The organism is Shewanella sp. BJSY2023SW007 (genome assembly GCF_047314525.1).
Classification (GTDB): Bacteria; Pseudomonadota; Gammaproteobacteria; order Enterobacterales; family Shewanellaceae; genus Shewanella; species Shewanella chilikensis.
The window spans coordinates 17,355-38,470 of the sequence record NZ_JBKORL010000025.1 but is presented as its reverse complement, the minus strand read 5'-3'; the positions used below and the strand labels follow the sequence as shown (position 1 = coordinate 38,470).

18 protein-coding genes are annotated in these 21,116 nt (G+C 53.1%); 7 read left to right on the top strand and 11 right to left on the bottom strand.

The annotated features are described in order from the left end of the window. The first annotated feature begins 1 nt into the window (after position 1). Complete coding sequence (locus ACMHXE_RS04860; protein ID WP_101056144.1) at positions 2-385, top strand: cytochrome c3 family protein; 384 nt, start codon at positions 2-4, stop codon at positions 383-385. Positions 386-591: 206 nt separating this feature from the next. On the opposite strand, the gene ACMHXE_RS04855 is transcribed toward ACMHXE_RS04860, so the two are convergent. After that, on the bottom strand, positions 592-1,878 hold the full coding sequence (locus ACMHXE_RS04855) for an alpha/beta fold hydrolase (protein ID WP_226565738.1): 1,287 nt from the start codon (positions 1,876-1,878) through the stop codon (positions 592-594). A 192-nt stretch (positions 1,879-2,070) separates the two neighbouring features. Here ACMHXE_RS04855 and ACMHXE_RS04850 point away from each other — a divergent pair, with 192 nt between their 5' ends. From ACMHXE_RS04850 to ACMHXE_RS04840, 3 genes are all read left to right on the top strand, one after another. Then, positions 2,071-2,718, top strand: coding sequence for an MBL fold metallo-hydrolase (locus ACMHXE_RS04850; RefSeq protein WP_165565249.1), 648 nt, complete (start codon positions 2,071-2,073; stop codon positions 2,716-2,718). 202 nt (positions 2,719-2,920) lie between these two features. After that, positions 2,921-3,424: a DUF1097 domain-containing protein gene (locus ACMHXE_RS04845; RefSeq protein WP_101056139.1), complete on the top strand. Its 504-nt coding sequence runs from the start codon at positions 2,921-2,923 to the stop codon at positions 3,422-3,424. A gap of 56 nt (positions 3,425-3,480) precedes the next feature. Further along, positions 3,481-4,896 carry a methyl-accepting chemotaxis protein gene (locus ACMHXE_RS04840; protein ID WP_101056137.1) on the top strand — a complete coding sequence of 472 codons (1,416 nt, stop codon included), beginning with the start codon at positions 3,481-3,483 and terminating at the stop codon, positions 4,894-4,896. Between the two features lie 137 nt (positions 4,897-5,033). Here the strand turns inward: ACMHXE_RS04840 and xthA are convergent, their stop codons facing one another. The 6 genes from xthA to ackA all read right to left on the bottom strand — a co-directional run bounded on the left by xthA (position 5,034) and on the right by ackA (position 11,170). Beyond that, complete coding sequence (gene xthA, locus ACMHXE_RS04835; protein ID WP_101056135.1) at positions 5,034-5,840, bottom strand: exodeoxyribonuclease III; 807 nt, start codon at positions 5,838-5,840, stop codon at positions 5,034-5,036. Beyond that, positions 5,840-6,139: a YciI family protein gene (locus tag ACMHXE_RS04830; protein ID WP_025011774.1), complete on the bottom strand. Its 300-nt coding sequence runs from the start codon at positions 6,137-6,139 to the stop codon at positions 5,840-5,842. The genes xthA and ACMHXE_RS04830 overlap by 1 nt, the downstream gene beginning before the upstream one ends. After that, complete coding sequence (locus ACMHXE_RS04825; protein WP_101056134.1) at positions 6,139-6,684, bottom strand: septation protein A; 546 nt, start codon at positions 6,682-6,684, stop codon at positions 6,139-6,141. The genes ACMHXE_RS04830 and ACMHXE_RS04825 overlap by 1 nt, the downstream gene beginning before the upstream one ends. Before the next feature lie 95 nt (positions 6,685-6,779). Then, positions 6,780-7,220, bottom strand: coding sequence for a hypothetical protein (locus ACMHXE_RS04820; RefSeq protein ID WP_101056132.1), 441 nt, complete (start codon positions 7,218-7,220; stop codon positions 6,780-6,782). Between the two features lie 514 nt (positions 7,221-7,734). After that, positions 7,735-9,876 carry a phosphate acetyltransferase gene (pta, locus tag ACMHXE_RS04815; protein ID WP_101056130.1) on the bottom strand — a complete coding sequence of 714 codons (2,142 nt, stop codon included), beginning with the start codon at positions 9,874-9,876 and terminating at the stop codon, positions 7,735-7,737. Between the two features lie 94 nt (positions 9,877-9,970). Then, the gene (gene ackA / locus ACMHXE_RS04810) at positions 9,971-11,170 is read right to left on the bottom strand and encodes an acetate kinase (RefSeq protein WP_224868212.1); all 1,200 of its coding nucleotides are present in this window, start codon (positions 11,168-11,170) and stop codon (positions 9,971-9,973) included. Positions 11,171-11,328: 158 nt separating this feature from the next. Here ackA and yfbV point away from each other — a divergent pair, with 158 nt between their 5' ends. Next, on the top strand, positions 11,329-11,772 hold the full coding sequence (gene yfbV / locus ACMHXE_RS04805) for a terminus macrodomain insulation protein YfbV (RefSeq protein WP_028779375.1): 444 nt from the start codon (positions 11,329-11,331) through the stop codon (positions 11,770-11,772). 1 nt (position 11,773) lies between these two features. Here the strand turns inward: yfbV and pflA are convergent, their stop codons facing one another. Genes pflA through focA form a run of 3 tightly spaced genes read right to left on the bottom strand, consistent with a single transcriptional unit; the run spans position 11,774 to position 15,765 of the window. Continuing rightward, positions 11,774-12,514 carry a pyruvate formate lyase 1-activating protein gene (gene pflA / locus ACMHXE_RS04800; protein WP_101056129.1) on the bottom strand — a complete coding sequence of 247 codons (741 nt, stop codon included), beginning with the start codon at positions 12,512-12,514 and terminating at the stop codon, positions 11,774-11,776. A 57-nt stretch (positions 12,515-12,571) separates the two neighbouring features. Beyond that, positions 12,572-14,854, bottom strand: a complete 2,283-nt coding sequence (gene pflB, locus ACMHXE_RS04795) for a formate C-acetyltransferase (RefSeq protein ID WP_039032803.1) — start codon at positions 14,852-14,854, stop codon at positions 12,572-12,574. 29 nt (positions 14,855-14,883) lie between these two features. After that, on the bottom strand, positions 14,884-15,765 hold the full coding sequence (focA, locus tag ACMHXE_RS04790) for a formate transporter FocA (protein WP_144225659.1): 882 nt from the start codon (positions 15,763-15,765) through the stop codon (positions 14,884-14,886). 947 nt (positions 15,766-16,712) lie between these two features. Between focA and ACMHXE_RS04785 the strand changes: the two genes are divergently transcribed. Both ACMHXE_RS04785 and panF read left to right on the top strand, forming a co-directional pair. Next, complete coding sequence (locus ACMHXE_RS04785; protein ID WP_413731539.1) at positions 16,713-16,925, top strand: DUF997 family protein; 213 nt, start codon at positions 16,713-16,715, stop codon at positions 16,923-16,925. Next, complete coding sequence (panF, locus tag ACMHXE_RS04780; RefSeq protein ID WP_101056125.1) at positions 16,922-18,370, top strand: sodium/pantothenate symporter; 1,449 nt, start codon at positions 16,922-16,924, stop codon at positions 18,368-18,370. The genes ACMHXE_RS04785 and panF overlap by 4 nt, the downstream gene beginning before the upstream one ends. An 81-nt stretch (positions 18,371-18,451) precedes the next feature. Here panF and ACMHXE_RS04775 read toward each other — a convergent pair whose 3' ends face one another. Continuing rightward, positions 18,452-21,100, bottom strand: coding sequence for a TonB-dependent receptor plug domain-containing protein (locus ACMHXE_RS04775; protein ID WP_234555561.1), 2,649 nt, complete (start codon positions 21,098-21,100; stop codon positions 18,452-18,454). Positions 21,101-21,116: the final 16 nt, after the last annotated feature.

The following is a 21,116-nucleotide window of genomic DNA, read 5'->3' as shown; positions in this document are numbered from 1 at the left end:
GATGTTGAAGATGATATCCACTGTTCTTGTAGCCTGCGCCTTGTTGCTGCCTGGAGCGGCCAACGCAATGAAGATCAAGGACTACCACAAAGAAATCATGACGACTGAAAATGGTCGTATTGATTGCGCCGCCTGCCATGGTGATGCCAAGCGCAAGACCATTCCCGATGCGACAGCCTGTGAAGCCTGCCACGGTACTCCTGAAGATGTTGCCAAGCAGACAGCACGTCCGGCCAACGCCGGTCATGATGTTGAACCCAACCCCCATGACAGTTTGCACTATGGCACGGACTTGCCATGTACTTACTGCCATCAGGAGCACAAAGAGAGCAAGGTTTATTGCAATCAGTGCCATGAGTTCACCTATCCAGCAATGAAGCGCTAAGTCGGCGGTTCGAGTCTCCCTGTATTTTTTGGATTGGACCCAGTCCGTTTTTTCCACCGCAGCTTAGGCTGCGGTTTTTTTTGGGGGATAAAAAAGGCCTGCCAAAAGGGCAGGCCGGGACGATACTAAAACAAGTGTTTAAGCAAAGCGTCAATGGATGTGGAACCAAGTTCAGTGTGCGCTTTTTAAATTAACCCAAGCTGAATTCATCTGAGTGCCTGGCCGCGATTGAGCGCAATCAGCTTATCGAGGATCCGCTCACCATCCATGCGTATGCCATTGTGCTCATACTCAGAGGTCAACCAATACTTGAGGTTGCCCACTTTGGTGGCGGTTTCCAGGCTGTAGGCTTGCTCGACATACATATCTTCGCTGTAGATGGCTGCGGCGACAGGTACACGGTTATTGGCGAGAATGTTCGAGTCATAGAGTGAAGGCCAATCGGCTTTGGCGGCCAGCAATTCGGCGCAGGCTTTCAGCGGCTTGAGGTTGGCAAACTGTTCGAACATCCAGGGGTAAATCATTTCACCGCTGAAGAGTAGCTCTTTGGCGTCCGGGGCAAAAGCCGGATATTCGGCCCGCACCCTATGGGCGGCCCAGTTTGCCGCTTGCTGTTGGCAGTAGATGGACTCGTGCATGATGGCAAACAGCGGGTTGGTATTGTAATCCAGCATTTGGCAGAACTGCCCCTCAAACAAGGGATTGAGCGCCTTGCCGCTTGGGGTATCTATTAAGGCTTGCTCCAGCAAATAGTAGACTGCCTCTGGCCCCTGCTCCATACCTAAGTTAACCCCCAAAAGTTGCAGCATTTCCTGGGTCAGCCGCTCTCCTGTAGCCAGGCGCGCATCATGGTTATTGATAAAGTCTCTGAGCTCGGCCAGCAAGGCTTTGGCATCCTTGAAACGGGCAAAGAAATCCTGGTTTTTGGCCAGCAGGCGTTGATAAGTTGCCCGGTAAACTTCGGCTGCGGGGCGCTCAAGGGAAGGGATACCGCCGGTAATAAAGGCTTCCTTGAGCCCTTGCGGTGCGGCGCTCAGGTATCTGAGTACGCAAAAGCCACCGAAACTCTGACCGAGAATGCTCCAGGGAGTATCAGGGCTCAGTTGTGCCCGAATCGCCTCGGCATCGCGGATGATATTGTCGGCGCGAAAATGGCTCAGGTGCTCAGCCTGCTCGTCAGGCGTCATGCCGTCCAGTGTCTTGAAGCTGAGCGGGCTTGAAAGACCTGTACCGCGCTGATCCAGTAAGAGTACCCTATACTCCTTGAGTGCTCTTTTAATCCAGCCGCCATTGGCAAGGGGGCGGGCGGCACCAAAGCCTGGGCCACCTTGAAAAAACACCAAGAGTGGCAAGGTCGCGGCGTTATCCTGGGTGCCGATAAGCTCCCGGGCAAAAATTTGCAGTTGTTCCCTGGTGGGATGCTGATAATCCAGTGGCAGAGAGAAGAAGTGTTTGCGGCTCAGGATGCCAGCAAGACGGCTGTCTGTTATCATGTAGGGCCTTGGGCTTGACGGTGGATGGCTCAAAATTGTATACAAAAATCCCTGCGCTGCAAACCGGCGCCAGAAAAGTTACCTATCTGGCGCTTTCCTGCCCGGGATCAATTTTTCTGTTGCCGGGTTGATGGATCATGCTCCGAGACGATCTATCGATCATGGAACGATAACAGCCTGCGAGTGTGTGTAATGAAATACCAGATCATCCCAGTGACCCCTTTCCAGCAGAACTGCAGCCTCATCTGGTGTGAGAAGAGTGGCAAAGCCGCTGTGATAGATCCAGGTGGTAACCATGAGCGCATCATGGATGCCCTGGCGCAGCACGGCCTGCAGTTGCAATATATTCTTTTGACTCACGGACACATAGATCATGTTGGTGCCGCCAAGGCTTTGGCCACCGAGTGTGACGTGCAGATTATTGGCCCGCATATCGACGATAAATTCTGGCTGGAGAACCTGCCACGCCAAAGCCAGAACTTTGGTTTCCCGGCCTGCGCCGCCTTCGAGGCTGACCGCTATCTCGAAGATGGTGCAGAGGTTATCCTGGGAGAGCAGGCATTGCAGGTTTTTCACTGTCCGGGGCATACCCCAGGGCATGTGATTTTCTTTGACCGCGAAGAGAACCTGGCCTGGGTGGGAGATGTCCTTTTCCGTGGCTCTATAGGCCGTACTGACTTTCCCGGCTCCAACTATCAGCAGCTGATTGACTCCATTCGTTACAAACTCTGGCCTTTGGGCGAGCAGGTCAATTTCATTCCCGGCCACGGCCCTATGTCGAGCTTTGGTGAAGAAAGGCGTAATAACCCCTTTGTTGCCGATCAGCTACTGGCCGATTGAGGCTATCCCTGTTGTAACTGACCCGGGCATGCCCGGGTTTTTATTTGGCTAAAATTCACTCCGTTATTGTTTTTTTACTACCAAATGTTTGCAAAGTGAGCCAGATCTCGGCATTAATAAGCCCTTTTTTGGTGTAGATCCGGTTTTTGTTATCAAAAGCGGGGTAATTTAACCAATGTTTACATTTTGGGGAGATACTCCTATGCAACAGCGTTGGCATGCAGCAATATCTGCCGGTCTCTTGGCCACTGTTTGGTGTGGGGTTGCCGACACCTTTGGGCTGATCACCTGGATAGGGTTTCTGGGGTGCAGTACTTTCTTTGCTCAAGGACGCAGTGGGTTCGCCGGTTTGCTTCAGGCCTGGTGCACCAATACATCGGGAGTATTCTGGGCCTGGCTTATCATCAGCGGCAGCAGCTTCTTTGTCTCGCCGGTATTTGGCTGGATCTTCACCGGTATAGCCACCAGTGCCATGTGCCTGCAGGCCTGCTTCGGTAAACTTAACTTTATTCCTGGTGCCTTTATTGGTTGTTGCATCACCTTTGCCATGTCGGCGGATATTGCGGCTATTATGCCGCCGCTGCTGATTGGCGCCGTATTCGGTTATGCCATGAGTCGTTTGACCGATCTCATGGGCTATTGCCAAACCAGCCGCAGTCGTGAAACTCAAACAAAACCTCTGCCGGTCGAAAGGGTGGTGGAGTAATAGATTATACTGCCAGGATCCTGTCCCGGCTTTTAGCTTCGCGCTGAGGAGCACTGATGAAGCAGATCCAGTTTAGAAAAGTTGATGCCATGCTGATTAAGTTCAGTCTCAACGGTAAATTCTGGCTTGTGTGTTCGCTGGTTACCGCAATAACTGCCGCTATCGCACTGGCCAACTGGTGGCAGTTGGATGCCAGTGTAACCCAGGGCGCTGAGGCGCGTTTACAAGCCAAAGCCGAGACCCTGCTCCAGCTGGCGCCCAAGCAGGGGCGCGATCTTTGGTTACAGCAGCAAGGTCTTAGCCGCAATGAACCGCGCGCCGAGGTAAAAGTTATGCTCAGTAGCCGAGATGGTAACTACTGGCTCGGTGACAGCTTAACACTGCAGGAGCAAGAGATGCTCAGTCGGGCAAACTGGTTGCTGCTGTGGGCTTTTGTCGGGCTGTTGCCACTGTTTCAACTCAGCTATTGGATCTCTACCTCTCTTGGCGGCGGACTATGGGATATGTATATGGCGATCAAACGCTTGGCTGACGGCGATTTGAGCTTCAGGCTCAATTTCTTTGGCACAGATGATTTTAGCCTGATAGCCCGCGAGATTGACCGCTGCGCCGATAACATGAGCGAAATGGTCACCGCCATCAGCAGCAATGCCGAAACCTTGTCGATGGCGGCTTCCGAATTTGCCGAGCAAGCCGCCGCCGGTGATGAGATGGGCAAAATTCAGTGGCAGTTTCTCGATACTGTGGCCACGGCGATGGAGCAGATGAGCAATGCCATTACCGAAGTGTCCCACAACGCCGCCGAAACCTCTTCCCAGACCCGGGACAACGCCTCTCAGATGGGCTTGGGCGCCAGACATATAGCAGAAACAGTTGCCAGTATAGGTGAGTTGTCGAGCCGGATTGCCGAGGCTTTTTCTTCGGTATCGCAACTGTCGCGGGATGCCACCGAGATTGGTGCCGTGGTGACCACTATTGATGGTATTTCCGAGCAGACCAATCTGCTGGCGCTCAATGCCGCCATCGAGGCCGCCAGAGCCGGTGAACAGGGGCGCGGCTTTGCCGTGGTTGCCGATGAGGTGCGGACCCTGGCGGGGCGAACCCAGGAAGCGACAGTGGAAATTCAACGTATGATAGAGGGGTTGCAGGCGGGCAGCCGTAATTTGTCTCAGTTGACCGAGGCGATAGTGTCGCAGGCCGACGAAAGCCGCCAGGCGATCATTCAGGTGGGGACGGATGTTGAGGGGATGCGTGGCTCAGTGGATGCGGTATTTGATCGCAGCAGCCAAATCGCTGCCTCGGCCGAAGAGCAAAGCGTGTCAGCCCGGGAGATCAGCTCGCAGCTTGGCGATATCCGCAGCCACTCGGAGCAGATGCGCCAGGCCAGCGAAAGGGCGATAGAGCTGAGCCAAAAACTGGCCCAGGCTTCTGCCTCTCTGACCCGGCTGTTGGCACAGTATAAAACCAGTTGAACGGCTCGCATAAAAAACGCCGGCATCATCAGATGTCGGCGTTTTGCGTTATAGCGGTTCCTGAGCTTTGTTTTTTGCTTCAGGCGTGCCGCTTGCTGTGGTAAGCGTCCTGAGCGTCATCAGCGCTCACAACAATGTCAGCGAAAACAGCTCCAGATAGGCGCGTGATCCGAGGGCTTGTCGATGCCGCGAAGCGCGTAATCCACATCGGCCTCACTCAAGCGGCTTGCCAGCGACTCGGTTGCCAGGATCACATCGATACGCAGGCCGCGGTTATCATCAAAGCCACGGCTACGATAATCAAACCAGGAGTAGCGTTCGCTGCGCTGCGGATGCAACTGGCGGAAGGTATCCACAAAGCCCCAATTCAGCAGGGTTTGCAACCATTCACGCTCTTCCGGCTGGAAGCTGCATTTACCCGTCTTCAGCCAACGTTTGGCATTGGCGTCGCCGATGCCGATATCCAGATCCAGCGGCGAGATATTGATATCCCCTATGATGGCAATATCCTGATCCGGGCTGAATGAGTTTTGCAGATACTGCATCAGGTCGGCGTAAAACTTACGCTTGGCCGGGTACTTGGTCTCGTGATTGATATTCTCCCCCTGGGGGAAGTAACCGTTGATCACTGTCAGCACCCGGCCGTTGTCCTGGATGAACTTTCCGGCGATAAGCCGGCGCTGGGCATCTTCATCGTCGGTGGGAAAGCCTTTTTGAACCTCAATGGGGGCTTGTTTGGATAACAGAGCCACACCATAGTGGGCCTTGCCACCGTGGAAATGTACCTGATAACCCATAGCTTCCACTTCGGCCAGAGGGAAGGCTTCGTCGTGCACCTTGGTTTCCTGCAGCCCTATGATGTCCGGTTGGTGGCTGTCTATCAACTGTTGCAGCTGATGCAGACGGGCTCTCAATCCGTTGATGTTGAAGGAAACGATTTTCATCAGGGCAGCACTCGTTTGAAGGGTTTAACGATAACACTCAGATAAACGCCGGCGGCAACATAAGGATCGGCATTGGCCCAGGCCTGGGCGGCTTCCAGCGATTCAAACTCGGCCACTACCAAAGAGCCGCTGAATCCGGCGTCCCCCGGGTTTTCACTGTCCACGGCGGGATGTGGACCGGCCAGCATCAATCGTCCTTCATCGGCCAGCAGTTGCAGGCGCTGTAGATGGGCCGGACGAGCGGCAAGACGTTTTTCCAGACTGTTTTCAACATCTTGGGATGAGATCATATACCACATTATTTGAGTTCCTTGCGTTGCTCTTCGGGGATGTGTTTAAAGAGATAAACCACGGTTGCTATGGTGTTCAGCAGCGTCACTGCAGTCAAGCCAAAGACCTTGAAGTTTACCCAGGTTTCCTGACTCAGACTGAAGGCGACATAGATATTGATAAGGCCGCAGACAATAAAGAAACTGACCCAGTACCAAGTGACTTGGGCCCATATCTTGTCGGCAACCTTGAGTTCCTGCCCCAGCATGCCCTTGAGCACAGGCTTATTCAGCAATTGGCTGACACCCAGACCCAAGGCGAACAAGGCATAGACTATGGTGACTTTCCATTTGATAAAGGTATCGTCGTGAAACACCAAGGTCAGGGTACCGAATACGGCCACCATGGCAAAGGTGATGAGATGCATTTTCTCAAGCTTGCGGTACAGCAGGTAGGTCACCACGAGTTGCAGCGCCGTTGCGGCTATCAGGGCGCCACTGGCGACGTAGATATCGTAAAACTTATAAACGGCAAAGAAGATGACCAGCGGCAGGAAATCCAGCAGTTGTTTCATAGTAATCAGGCTGAGTGAAAATTGCCTGTGAGTGTAGCACGGCGGGCTTTGAGGGATAAACCTCTTCGGCCCTTGCGTGGGTCAGTGCACAATTATTACAGGGAACCTGAGTTGATCTTGCCAATTTCCGGGAGAATTTCCACTATCACCCAGCCCCGACCCCGTTTATGCAGGCGAATGGTTCTGTCATCGACCCAGGGCCGACCACCTCTATGGCCGGTAAATTTGACCACTATGGTCACGTCATCGGTAAACTTGCGAAAGAAGTCGATATCTATCTCTTCAATCTCCAGGGTGACATCTGTCATCTGTAGATTGAGCATATGGCGCTGTACAGAGGCGGCGATATAGTAACTTTGCAGCACCTCCTTCATAGGGTCGTCGACATACAGGCTCGCCTTCTCGACATCTTTATCTATATAGATGGCCTGAAAGAATCCCAGGGCGACTTGCTCTGGCGTATCTATGGTGGCTTTATTCGGGTCATCATTGCAGCCAAATAGGCCTAGCAGACAAAGAAAAAGTAAATATCTCATAGTGTTGACCCTGGCGATTGGTGCCAAACAGTATCGGTTTTTTTAGTATTGATCGCAAGCCGCTGCCTCGGGCTTGACGGGATCGGCGATCCTGTGGCATATAAAGAGGATAGCGCACGGATTCTTATCCACAGAATCTGTGGACAAGTGTGTTGAAGACTCGATAGATACTTTCTAAGCGATTGATATCGTCGTTAAATTGTCGCTGGTTAATTTTTGACGCTTGGCACTTTCCCCTATCTGTTTCTCTCCTGATGACTCATTCCCGACTGAATCATAACTGGCGTAAAGGATCCTTTGCGTTGATTTTGTACAGCTTTTGCTGATAAAAGCCGCAGTCAGTCCATAATACCGTTTAAATAACAAAATCAAATTGCTGAAGCGAATGGGCTTTGGCTACCTGGATACCGAATACTTCTTGTTGAAAGTCAGAGCTGCATTCCCCGGAGATCCGCGATGAACCCAAAAAAAAAGCGCCTGCAGTAGCAGACGCTTTTGAGTTGGTTATAGTCCGTTAATCGTTCTGAGTAGCCTGAATGGCCGTCAGGGCGATGGTGTAAACAATATCATCCACCAGGGCGCCGCGGGACAGATCGTTCACCGGCTTACGCATACCTTGCAACATAGGGCCTATGCTGATCAGATCGGCGCTTCGTTGAACGGCCTTATAAGTGGTGTTACCCGTGTTGAGATCCGGGAACACAAACACGGTCGCCTTACCGGCAACCGGGCTATCCGGCGCCTTGGAGCGAGCCACGTTGGGCATGACAGCGGCGTCGTATTGCAGTGGGCCGTCAATCACCAGATCCGGACGCTTCTCTTTGGCAATCCGGGTGGCTTCACGAACCTTATCCACATCCGAGCCTGTACCTGAGTCACCGGTTGAGTAGCTGATCATCGCCACTCTGGGCTCAATGCCGAAGGCTTTGGCCGACTCGGCCGATTGGATGGCGATATCGGCCAACTGCTCGGCATTGGGATCCGGGTTGATGGCGCAGTCACCATATACCAGCACTTGATCCGGCATCAGCATAAAGAAGATGGAAGAGACCAGACTGGAGCCGGGTGCTGTTTTAATCAGCTGTAGTGGCGGACGAATGGTGTTGGCCGTGGTGTTGACCGCACCGGAAACGATACCGTCTACTTCATTCTGGGCCAGCATCATAGTGCCCAGCACCATGTTGTCTTCCAACTGCTCACGGGCAACTACTTCGGTCAGGCCCTTGTGACGGCGAAGATCCAGCATAGGTTCGACATAGCGCTCACGCACTTCATCGGGATCGATAATCTCGACATCCTCTCCCAGAATGACATCCTGCTGGGCTGCGATACGCAGGATTTCGTCGCGTTTGCCTAGCAGTACGCAGCGGGCAATACCGCGCTCGGCGCAGATGGCGGCGGCTTTGATGGTGCGCGGCTCATCGCCTTCAGGCAGTACCACAGTCTTACGGGCGGCGCGGGCCAGCTCGGTAAGCTTGTAGCGGAAAGCCGGTGGCGACAGGCGGTGCTCGCGAGGCGAGTTCTCTGTGACGCTTTCAATCCAGCTCTGATCTATATGACCGGCAACATATTCCTGTACCAGTTCAATACGTACTGCATCATCCACAGGTACTTCGTGGTCAAAGCGCTGAATATTGAGTGAGGTCTGCCAGGTATTGGTGTCGATAAGGAACACAGGCAGGCCGGTTTCAAAGGCCTGTTCACATAAAGCCATGATCTCGGGTTCAGGTTCATAACCGCCGCTCAGCAGCAAGGCACCAATCTTGACGCCGTTCATGGCTGCCAGACAGGCAGATACGATAACATCGGAGCGATCGCCAGAGGTGACCAGCAGCGAGTCGGTCTTGATGTGCTGCACCATGTTGGGAATAGAGCGGGCACAGAAGGTTACCTTGCGCAGACGGCGAGTGTTCATCTCACCGGCATTGATGATGCGGGCGCGCAGGTGCTTGGCCAAATCTGAGGCTCGAGGGGACACCAGATCCAGGTTATAAGGTACGCTGCCGAGGATCCTAAGTGGGCTCTTGCCCGGCAACTGGAACATACCGGCAGTATCGCTGCGCTGAACGCCTTGATGGTCGAATACCTCAGACAGATCCGGACGGGCACGGCCTTCGTCGTCTACCGGCGCGCCAATCTTGTTGATGATGGCACCGATAAGACGCTTGTTCTTGTTACCGCCCCAGGAGTTAAAGGCGATTTCGAGGCGGTTCATCAGCCCGGTCGGGCTGTCGTTGCCTGGGGTTGCGACAAAAATCACATCGGCGTCGAGCGCCTTGGCAATGGCATAATTGACATCATCGGCAAACGGGTGACTACGGGTGTGCACCAGGCCTTCGATGATCAGGGTTTCAGTGTTATCGGCAATTTCACTGGCGCGGGCGATAATTTGCTCCATCAGCACATCCGTCTGATCGGCACGGATCAGTGCTTCGGCGTGGATCATCTCAAACGGCTCAAGCGGGTTGACCGTTGGGGATTTGCTGAGGATGGTGGTTGAACGCTCAGGGCCGTGATCCTGCGGGCGCAACTGGGAAATGGGTTTAAAGAATTGCACTTTAACGCCGTGGCGTTCCAATGCGCGAACCATCCCCAGGCTGATAGACGTCAGGCCGACGCCTGTGCCTATGGGGATCAACATAATGTTACGGGACATAAAAACCTCTTCGGAGTCGATGGTTTTCCGGTGAATCTTGTAAAGTCAAAAAACATGAAAGCCGCCAGGCTAACCAGGCGGCTGATTGGTCATATTATTCTTCTATCAAACTAATAGCGTCTTCGGCGATGACCCACTCTTCATTGGTGGGAATGACCATGGCCAGAGTGCCTTCATCTTTAGTGATAATTCCGCCATTGCCGAAGCGGGCGGCCAGGTTGCGTTCATCATCGACCTGGAAGTTGAAGATGGACAGTAGTTCCAGCACTTTCTTGCGGATAATGTCGGAGTTTTCACCTATGCCGCCGGTAAACACCACGGCATCCAGACGGCCTAATGGCACAGTGTAGGAGGCGATGTATTTTGCCAGACGATAGCAGAAGATTTCCAGTGCCAGTGTCGCACCTTTGTGACCTTCGGCATATCCTTCCTCGATACCACGGCAATCATTGGTCAGTTCGCTGATCCCCAAAAGGCCGCTCTGCTTGTTCAGCAGGTTGTTGACCTCTTCCAGGGTGTAACCCAGTTGGTGCACCAGATGATAGATGATGGAGGGGTCGATATCGCCGCAGCGAGTTCCCATCACCAAGCCTTCCAGTGGTGTCAGACCCATGGAAGTATCCATGCTCTTGCCGCCTTTAACCGCCGTGACCGAAGCGCCGTTGCCCAGATGAGCACAGATTACATTGGTGTCGGCCAACTCTTTACCCAGCACCTTGGCAGCTTCACGGCTGACAAACAGATGGCTGGTGCCGTGCATACCGTAACGACGAATGCCGTGCTCACGGTAGAGCTTATAGGGCAGGGCATAGACAAAGGCGTGCTCAGGCATACTCTGGTGGAAGGCAGTGTCAAACACGGCAACCTGAGGCAAGCTTGGGAACGAGGCCATGGCGGCGCGAATGCCTATCAGGTGCGCCGGGTTGTGCAGCGGTGCCAGAGAGGCACAGTCTTCGATACCTTTGATCACCTGATCGTCAATGATTACCGAGTGGGTGAATTTTTCGCCGCCATGCACGATACGGTGACCCACTGCCAGGATTTGTGACGCCAGTTCAGGCAGGGGAGCCAAAATCTGGTTTACAATAAACTCCACGGCTTCACGGTGCGCGGTAAATGCGCCCAGTGCGGCTTCATGCTTTTCGCCATTGTGTTTCCATTTGATGCGGGAGTTTTCCAGACCAAAGCACTCGGCCAGACCTGAGATCTGATCATCGCCCGTGAGTGCATCCATGACTGCAAATTTCAAAGAAGAGCTGCCGCAATTTAGAACCAATACCAGTTTTTTAGACATGTTAAAAACCTTTCGCCGTTTTTAATTAATAAGTTACGGGTGAACTGGACTCGCCTGTAACCTGTTTCACTGCGTTCCTGCCGTCAAGCCGTTGTTGGGGCCGAATAGGGAACTGTGCTAAGGTAAAAGCAATATTATGCTTGTTTCAGGTGCCTTGATTGAGCCTTAACTTTCTCAAAACCGTGAGGGAAGGTCATCGTTATATGAAGACCTGGCCCATGGTCAGACAACTGGGTTTCTTTTTTCCTGAGTTTCGCGTTATTCGTGCCACTCAGTTGGCGTTGCAGTTGATGCCTGTGTTGGCCATGCTATCGGCTGCCGCGCCACTCTATTTCTATGGTTGGGACTATCTGCCCCAGGCCATTGCTATCTTTCTATTCTTTCTCAGCCTGCCTTTGCAGGGCTATCTGTGGCTGGGTTGGCGTGCTCGCCATCCCTTGCCGCTGTCCTTGCTAGATTGGGGAAATCAACTCAATGCCAAGCTTTCCGGGCTTGGTGTGAGCAGTCGCCCTTTAGGGGCCAAGGCCTGCTATATGGATATGGCGCAGATCCTCAAATTGGCTTTTGAACGTCTTGATGCCGGTTTTTGGGAAGAGCTCTGAATCAGTAACCGGCGTTGATCCCTTTCTGAATAAATATAGCCTTTATTCGCTCCATGGTTTCGCGATCCGGCGGCGATACGCCGTCGAGTTCATAGTGCTCACCCATGGCTTCCCACTTATGTTTGCCCAGTTCGTGGTAGGGCAGTAACTCCACTTTTTCCACATTGGTCATTGGCTTGATAAATTCAGCCAGTTTCTCGGCCGAGGCTTCATCGTCTGTATAGCCGCCGACAACCACGTAACGGATCCAGGTTTTCTGGCCTCGTTTTGCCAGATACTCCGCAAACTGCAATGTTCTCTGGTTGCTGACCTTGGTGAGATCTATATGCTTGGCATCATCCATCTGCTTGATGTCCAGTAGCACCAGATCCGTGTTATCCAGCAACTGGTCAATTACTTCTGTGTACTTACGAACAAAGCCGTTGGTATCCAGACAGGTGTGTATGCCTTCGGCCTTACAGGCCTTGAATAGCTCGGCAACGAATTCTGCCTGCAACACGGCTTCACCACCGCTGGCGGTCACGCCACCACCGCTGGCTTCCAAAAAAGGTCGGTAGCTGACTATCTGTTCCATCAGCTCCGCGACCGTCACTTCCTTGCCGCCATCCAGATCCCAGGTGTCGCGATTGTGACAGTATTTACAGCGCATCAGGCAACCCTGCATAAAGGCGATAAAGCGAATGCCGGGACCATCTACTGTGCCAAAGGATTCCACCGAGTGGATCCGTCCTTTTACTGTCATGTGCTCTCCTTGGAATGGCTGCAGCGGCGGCCGCTGCAGCCTGGTTTCAAACGTGAATTACAGTGCTTTGGTGAAAGTACGGGTAATCACGTCTTGCTGCTGCTCAGGGGTCAGTGAGTTGAAGCGCACTGCGTAGCCTGAAACGCGTATGGTCAGCTGTGGATACTTGTCAGGGTTGACGACAGCATCTTCCAGCATTTCACGGTTCATCACGTTGACGTTCAGGTGCTGACCACCTTCATGGCCTGGCTTGTGGGCGAAGTATCCGTCCATCAGCGCGGCCAGGTTGGTGCGGCGGGCATCTTCATCTTTACCCAGTGCGTTAGGCACAATGGAGAAGGTGTAAGAGATACCGTCCTGAGCGTGAGCGAAGGGCAGCTTGGCCACTGAGGTCAGTGAAGCGATAGCGCCTTTTTCGTCACGGCCGTGCATTGGGTTGGCTCCCGGGGCAAATGGTGCACCAGCACGGCGACCATCTGGAGTGTTACCTGTCTTCTTACCATACACCACGTTGGAAGTAATGGTCAGGATTGACTGGGTTGGGATGGCGTTGCGGTACATCTTTTTGTCACGAATTTTGGCCATAAAGCCTTCGACCAGCATGCAGGCGATGTCATCAACACGGGCGTCGTTGTTACCGAACTTGGGATAATCACCCTCGATTTCGAAGTCTACGGCAATACCGTTTTCATCGCGAACCGGTTTCACCTTGGCATACTTGATGGCAGACAGGGAGTCGGCAGCAATAGACAGACCGGCGATACCACAGGCCATGGTGCGACGTACGTCTCTGTCATGCAGCGCCATCAGCGCGGCTTCGTAGGAGTACTTGTCGTGCATGTAGTGGATGGTGTTCAGCGCAGTGACATACTGAGTTGCCAACCAGTCCATCAGGCCATCGAGACGGCTCATGACGTCATCATAGTTGAGCACTTCGTCTGTGATAGGATCTGCCTTGGGAGCGACCTGAATTTTCAGCTTTTCATCCACACCGCCGTTGATGGCGTACAACATGGTCTTGGCCAGGTTGGCACGGGCACCAAAGAACTGCATGTGTTTGCCGACAACCATGGGGCTCACGCAGCAGGCGATGGCGTAGTCATCAGACTCGAAGTCAGGACGCATCAGGTCATCGTTTTCATACTGGATGGAGCTGGTGTCGATAGACACTTTGGCACAGTATTTTTTGAATGGCTGAGGCAGCTGCTCGGACCAAAGCACAGTGATGTTTGGCTCTGGGCTTGGGCCCATGTTGTACAGGGTGTGAAGGAAGCGGAAGCTGGTCTTGCTCACCAGTGGACGACCGTCCAGACCCATACCACCGATAGATTCGGTAGCCCAGATTGGGTCGCCGGAGAACAGCTCATCGTATTCAGGAGTACGCAGGAAGCGCACCATACGCAGTTTCATCACGAAATGGTCGATCATCTCCTGAGCCTGCTCTTCGGTGAGCACGCCATTTTTCAGATCGCGTTCGATATAAACGTCGATGAAGGTTGAAGTACGGCCCAGAGACATGGCCGCGCCGTTTTGGCTCTTCACCGCGGCCAGATAGCCGAAGTAGGTCCACTGGATGGCTTCTTTGGCATTCTTGGCAGGGCCGGAGATGTCATAACCGTATTTGGCTGCCATCTTCTTCATCTTGCCCAGCGCTCTGTGCTGCTCGGCAATCTCTTCACGCAACTGGATAACGTTGCTCAGATCTTCACCGGCTTCCATCTGAGCCTGCAGTGAAGTGAACTGGGCAACCTTGTCCTTCATCAGGTAGTCGATACCGTAGAGGGCTACGCGACGGTAGTCACCAATGATACGGCCACGACCGTAGGCATCGGGCAAACCTGTCAGTACACCTGACTTGCGGCAAGCGAGAATTTCCGGAGTGTAAACATCGAACACACCCTGGTTATGGGTCTTACGCAGTTCGGAGTAGACATATTTGATTTCAGGATCCAGCTCGCGATCATAGGCGGCGCAGGAGCCTTCAACCATGCGGATACCACCGTTGGGCAGCATGGCGCGTTTGAGTGGCGCATCAGTCTGCAAACCAACGATGGTTTCCAGTTCCTGATTGATGTAGCCGGCATCATGGGAATCTATGGTAGAGACTTTGTCTGTATCAAAGTCGACCGGAGCGTGGGTGCGGTTTTCCTGCTTGATGCCTTCCATGACTTTGTCCCACAGGGCTGTGGTCGCAGTGGTGGGGCCAGCCAGGAAAGACTCATCACCTTCATAGGGGGTGTAGTTCTTCTGGATAAAGTCACGTACATTGACTTCGGTCTTCCAATCGCCGGGAACAAAGCCTTCCCATGCGCTTGCAAACAGCTCAGTTTTCTCGGTCATAGTACTCATACCTTCTAGTTGAGATAAAGTTACTTGCTGGTCTCGCTGCCTTGCTTGGCCAGCAAGGGACGGCGATACACAAACCAGTAAGTCAACCCTACAAATAAAGCTCCCCCCACGATATTACCCAGAGTGACGGGAACCAGATTATGGAACACGAATTGGCTCCATGTGAGATCGGCAAACTGCTCGGGGCTGACCCCGGCGCTTGTCCAGAATTCAGTGCCGGCCATATTTTTGCTGATAATGGCCATAGGAATAAGGAACATGTTGGCGATGCAGTGCTCAAAGCCTGCGGCGACAAACATGGCAACCGGTAGCACCACGGCCAGCAATTTGTCTGTGACTGAGCGACCGGCATAGGCCATCCATACCGCCAGACACACCATGATGTTACACATGATCCCGAGAGCGATGGCCTGGAAAAAGTCATGGTGCAGTTTGGCCTGGGCGGTCTTCATGTAGCCAAGCCCTATCAAACCGTGGCCGGCATCATAGTGTTTGGCGGTGATCATCAGGCCTACCAGTAGCATGGCGCCGATAAAGTTGCCCAGATAGACCAGCCCCCAGTTGCGCAGTAAGGCCTTGGTGGTGACCCGTTTGCTGGCTCTGGCAGTAATGGTTAATACAGTAGAGGTGAAGAGTTCGCCGCCCAGTACCACCACCAACATCAGGCCTAGGCTGAAGCACAGGCCGCCGATGAGTTTGTTGAGACCGTAGGGAAGGGCGCTGCCACCGGCAGTGGCGACAACATAGAAGATAAACGCGAGGCCAATAAACACCCCCGCAGTCATGGCCAGCAACAGGGTCGACTGGGTATCGCGGCCGATTTTGACGACGGCCGCATCCTCGACCTTCTGCGCAGTATTGGCAGGGGTTGATGCATCAAATGGGCTAGGACTGTTGTTCATAGCTGCCTTCTTTCGCTCATTTGGTGGCTGGCCACCGGTTTAGGTTATGAAATTCATTTATCGCTTGTTCTGTGTGATGACCCTTGAGCCATCGAATTCGTTAACTATAAGCAAGATGTAATTAAATTACGTGATTCAGATCAATTTAATCGCCTTATAATCTGAATTATGAAATTAAACTACCTTTTGCCATCCCTTTTTTGCCTGAAAAACCGTCTTGAAATAATTCACCGCAATCTTAATTATCTTGCAGTGTTATCTACCGCAGCCTGTGCTTTCTATTTGGTGTTTAACCCAAGCCTAAGCTTGTAACACGTTGTAAAAGTCCAATCTGTGCTGTTGCTCGCGATGAATGGCTGCAAACTGGAAATGTTTACATCTCCCATGTTGCCGCAATCTCCATCTTCTTTACTTACAGAGCCCAGGTTGAGGTTTTAGCTACCCCGAGAAAGTCTGTTCAAAGAATCGCTCGCTATGCATCGAACCTTAAAATTGGTCTTACCAATTTACCACAAAAATATTAACACAGAGCCGCGCTGTCGGCATCTGATATCGGCCTTTACCCACAGGGAAAAGCTAAATTTTGCGAGCAGGTTAACAATTGTATGCCATAGCGCCGACACTGGGGGATCCGCCGACAGTCTATTTAAGTAAATCCTTATTCCTACTGCTTCACAAATCGGTGTCAAAGTTTGAGCCGGGCCTTGAATTTTGGGCCGTTGTGACCTGTTCGGGAGCAGGCTCAGGGCTGTGAGTCCTGTCATGGTTAATTCGGCATGCAGTCAAAAAGTTAACGGAATATCATCAGGTAACCGGGTGATAACTTTATCCCACAACCAAAGCGTAACTTGAGTCATGCCTTGGCACTCGGGGGAAGAGTTGATTAGAATCAACGCTTTCTTTTTGCTGTCACGCTCCAACCCCAGGAGCAATCCAAGGAGGCCGTTATGCCATCCATGGCACGTCTGGCCATCATACTTACCCTGATTTACGCCCTATTGTGGGCTCTGGGGCCCCTGTTGACCGATATGGGTGTCTGGGACTCAAAACCTGACTATTACGGCCTGCCTTTATGGTTTTGGCTGTCCTGTATCCTGACCCCCTTATGTTTCATTCTGGGGCTCTTCTACCTGTTTGGCCGAGGAGGGCATAAAGAGTGACCACCCTTATCCCGGTATTAGTTTATCTGTTGCTCAGCCTGGTGTTGACCCGCTTTATTGCCGCCAGACAAGACAAGGCCAGCCTCTATCAGGATAAGGCGGCGCGCTTTTTTATCGGTGGCCGTTTTCTCAATGGCCCCATGTTGGCCTTGACGCTAGTGGCAACCTATACCAGTGCCAGCTCTTTTATCGGTGGCCCGGGCGCCGCCTACAAGATAGGTTTGGGCTGGGTGTGGCTAGCCTTGATCCAGGTGCCGGTCGCCATGCTGACCCTGGGGGTGCTGGGGCCGAAGATCCTCGCGGCCAAGGCGCCTTACGCCACCTTGATTGAGTGGTTGGATGCTCGCTTCGAGCATAAAGGGGTCAGCATGTTGGCGCTGGGCTCCTTGGTGCTTGGATTTATCGCCATGATAACGGTGCAGTTTATCGGTGGCGCCAGGTTGTTTGCCGGGGTCAGCGGTATCGACTACAGCCTGGGGCTGGCTCTGTTTGTGGTGACTGTGTTGGCTTACACCTTGAGCGGTGGTTTTCGGGCGGTAACCATCACAGATGCCTTTCAGGGAATAGTAATGCTGCTGGGGCTTTTGCTGCTGTTTTTCACCCTGCTTGGCCATGGGGGGATGACAGAGTTGATGTCCAAGGTGGCCAGTGAAGATCCGGCCTTGTTGCAGCCCCATGGCAATGAAGGGCAACTGGGCTGGCCCATGATGCTGTCGTTTTGGGTGCTTATCTGTTTCGGCACCTTGGGGCTGCCACATACTGTGGTGCGTTTATTGGCGGTTAAAAATACCCAGGCGCTCAAGAAAGGGATTATTTGGGGCACTCTTATCAGTGTCTTGATGACCTTGTTGCCGCATCTCATCGGATTGATGGGCCGGGCGCTTTATCCTGATTTGCAGGTACCGGATGAAATCATGCCGACCTTGATCTCCGGACTGTTTTCGCCGCTTTTGGCCGGAGTGCTGCTGGCGGCGCCCATTGCTGCCGTGATGTCCTCGGTGGACTCCATGTTGCTGCAGGCAGCGGTCAGTCTGGTGCGGGATGCCTGGGTCAAGGTCAGGCCACAAACCTCGGCGCAAAGCCAGCTGCGTTTGAGCCGCATCGCCATGTTGATGATTGCTGCGCTCGCCTGCTACTGGGCGCTGGAGCCGCCGGCCATGATCGTCTGGCTCAATTTGGCGGCTTTCGGTGCACTGCAGGCGGTGTTTCTCTGGCCGATATTGGCGGCGGTATTCTGGCCTTCATTGACTGGCAACTCGGTGTTTGCCGCGATGATTTCCGGATTGCTGAGTTATGGAATGCTGCAATGGCTGGCCTTGCCTTTGCCGCTTCATATTCACCCTGTGGTCCCGGCCTTGCTGGTTTCACTCATGGCCATGTTGGGCTGTCAGGTATGGTTGACGGCGCGGGAAGTTTTGGCGGTAGCGCCGGATAAGGCAGAGTAAAGAAGCAGGCTTGATTGTTTAGTAGCGGATGAAATAAAAAAGCGCAGTCATTGACTGCGCTTTTGGCTATTAAAGCGCTTATCAGAAGCGGATCTGATAACCCGCGTAGACTACGCGGCCGATAATGTTGTGGGTATCGGCGTCATAACCTGGGTAGGACAGCTCATAGTTAACCGTAGGCATGGCATCGAACAGGTTACGGGCACCGACTGTGACTTTACCGAACTGGTCAAAGTCATAGTTCATGGCCAGATCCCAAGTGGTGAAGGAACCGAAGTCCTGCTTGTCGATGTTGGCAGCTTGCTGCTGCGGCGTTTCACCGGCATAGGAGTCGATGTACTTGGCGATCAGCGAGGCGCTGAAGGCATCGTACTCATAGCTGAAGGTGGAGTTGAAACGCAGCTCGGGATATCCCTTGGTACCCAGCACGTCGTAACGTGGGTCGACCGGACTGGCTTGCTCTGTGTACTCCAGTGCATAGGTGCCGTCCAGGGCAAACTTCAGACTGCCGTAGTTACCCAGCTCGAAGCGCGAGCTGAAAGAGACGTCCAGACCCGAGGTTTGCACCCCGTCCATGTTGATGTAACCGGCGCCAATCTCTTCAATCTTGCCTTCGGTATCACGCTTCACATAGACATATTTAGGATCGTAGGCACCGAGACCTGTAGTGGCTTCCAGATCCAGGATAGTCTGGGCACCGACATAGCTGACCTGGTTGCTGATCTCAATGTTGTAGTAGTCCACAACCAGAGAGATATCATCTGTGATGTTCCACACAGCACCGAAGGCGTACTGATCAGACTCTTCAGGTTTCAGCTCAGGGTTACCAGAGCTCTTGCGCAGATACTGAGTGGACTCACACACATCGGCGCCTTCGCGTTGGTCAGGCGGCAGCATTTGACAGCCTTTGGTGTCGATCACTCGGTCATAACTGGTAGCAGCTTCGCCCAGCAGATCATCCAGTGACGGAGCGCGGAAGCCCTGGCCGTAAGAGGCGCGCAGGACCAGGTTATCCAATAACTGATAACGCAGGTTGATAGAGCTGGACAGCTGGCCTTCATCCGGCAGGCTGTATTGGTCATAACGGCTGGCCAGTTTAACATTCAGATCGTCGGTGACCGGCAGTTCCAACTCAACGAAGGCAGCCTTGTAGTTACGTTCACCGGCGGAGTCGCCACCGTAAGTACCCAGTACTTTGCCGGCAGCTTGCTGCGCATCGCGGCGATCGCTGAATTCCATCTTTTGGTACTCGGCGCCTACGGCATAACCTATGTCACCGCCTGGCAGTGCAATAGGAGCCAGCGCAGCCCAGGAAATGGCAGTTGCTGTGGTCTTGGAATCGGCCTGACGGGTGGCTGTGTGCAGGAAGCTGTCCAGGGTTGCCTGAGTGGCATTACCGCCCAGAACAAATGGATTGTACAGCCCGGCATCAACGGCTTGCTGCAGGTTGTCTTCAAACACATAGGAGTCTGTGCTTATATCCACCTGCTGATCTGAGTACTGTACGTACCAGTTCAGTGAACCGGCATCCAGCTCCAGGTTCAGCCCTGTCACCACGTCAACAACATCAGACTTGAACGTCGTGCTGCGATCGGCCACGCCTGTCAGACGGTGGTAAGCCTGCACTTCGCTGGCGTTAGCCGTGCCATAAGTTGGGTTCAGCGGGTTGTCGGCTGCTATGTACAGGTTGGGGGTCCACAACGCGGTAGAGGAAGTGGTGGACTTGTCACGCATCACAATCGCCTGACCGAACCACTCCAGGTTATCAGTGATCTTGTAAGTCAGGTTGCTGAACAAGGAGTCTTTGGTCTGATCCGGCAGGTAATCGGTACCATCAAACATGCTGTAGCCACAACGTGGACCATCTTTACTCTGAACGATTTGATCGGCCGGGCAGTCTTTACCTGGAACATAATCACCAGTGTAGCTTGGCGTCTCAAAGGTTCCATCTTCTTTTTTGCCTGGGCGGGCAGCTACTGGGCGCCAGGTGCCTTCCGGTGCATACAGAGAGCTGCGACCATAAGCTTTATCCCAGTTGGCAGTGAGATGTTCACGCTGGCCGCCTTTGAGAGGATCAAACTTCTTGTGCTCTATGATAACCAGACTGCTGCTCTTGTCGCTGGTGTTACCAAAGGTCATCGATGCCGACATTTCATCGCGGCCACCCTGAGTTGGGTTGGCGAATTTCAGATCAAATCCGAGGCCATCATAATTCTTCTTCAGAATGATGTTGATTACACCGCCAATGGCATCGGAACCATAAATGGCTGATGCACCGTCACGAAGAATTTCAATACGCTCGATGGCGTCCATGGGGATCAGGTTTAGGTTGGTTGCATCGGCACCGAAGGTGGCTGATGGTGCAATCCGGCGACCATTGATCAGGGTCAGGGTACGGTTTGAACCCAGGCCACGCATGCCTGAGCTGGCGTGGTTACTGGCAGAGCTACCTGCGTCACTGATAAAGCTGCCCGCGGTATTGTATGGCATTTGTGCCAGTACCGCAGAAACATCTGTCAGACCGGTTTTGGCTATGTCTTCAGAACTCATTACCGTCACCGGCAGTGCCGATTCCATGTCGGTACGCTTAATGCGCGAGCCGGTAACTTCGATGCGTTCCAGTTGTTGTTCGTTTTCGTTGGCTTGAACAGCGGGTAAGCTAAGAGAGGCTGCTGCAGCGCCGCCAAACAAGGCGAAGCGCACAGCTTTGCTGACACTGAGATTCATCATTTATATCCTTTTATGA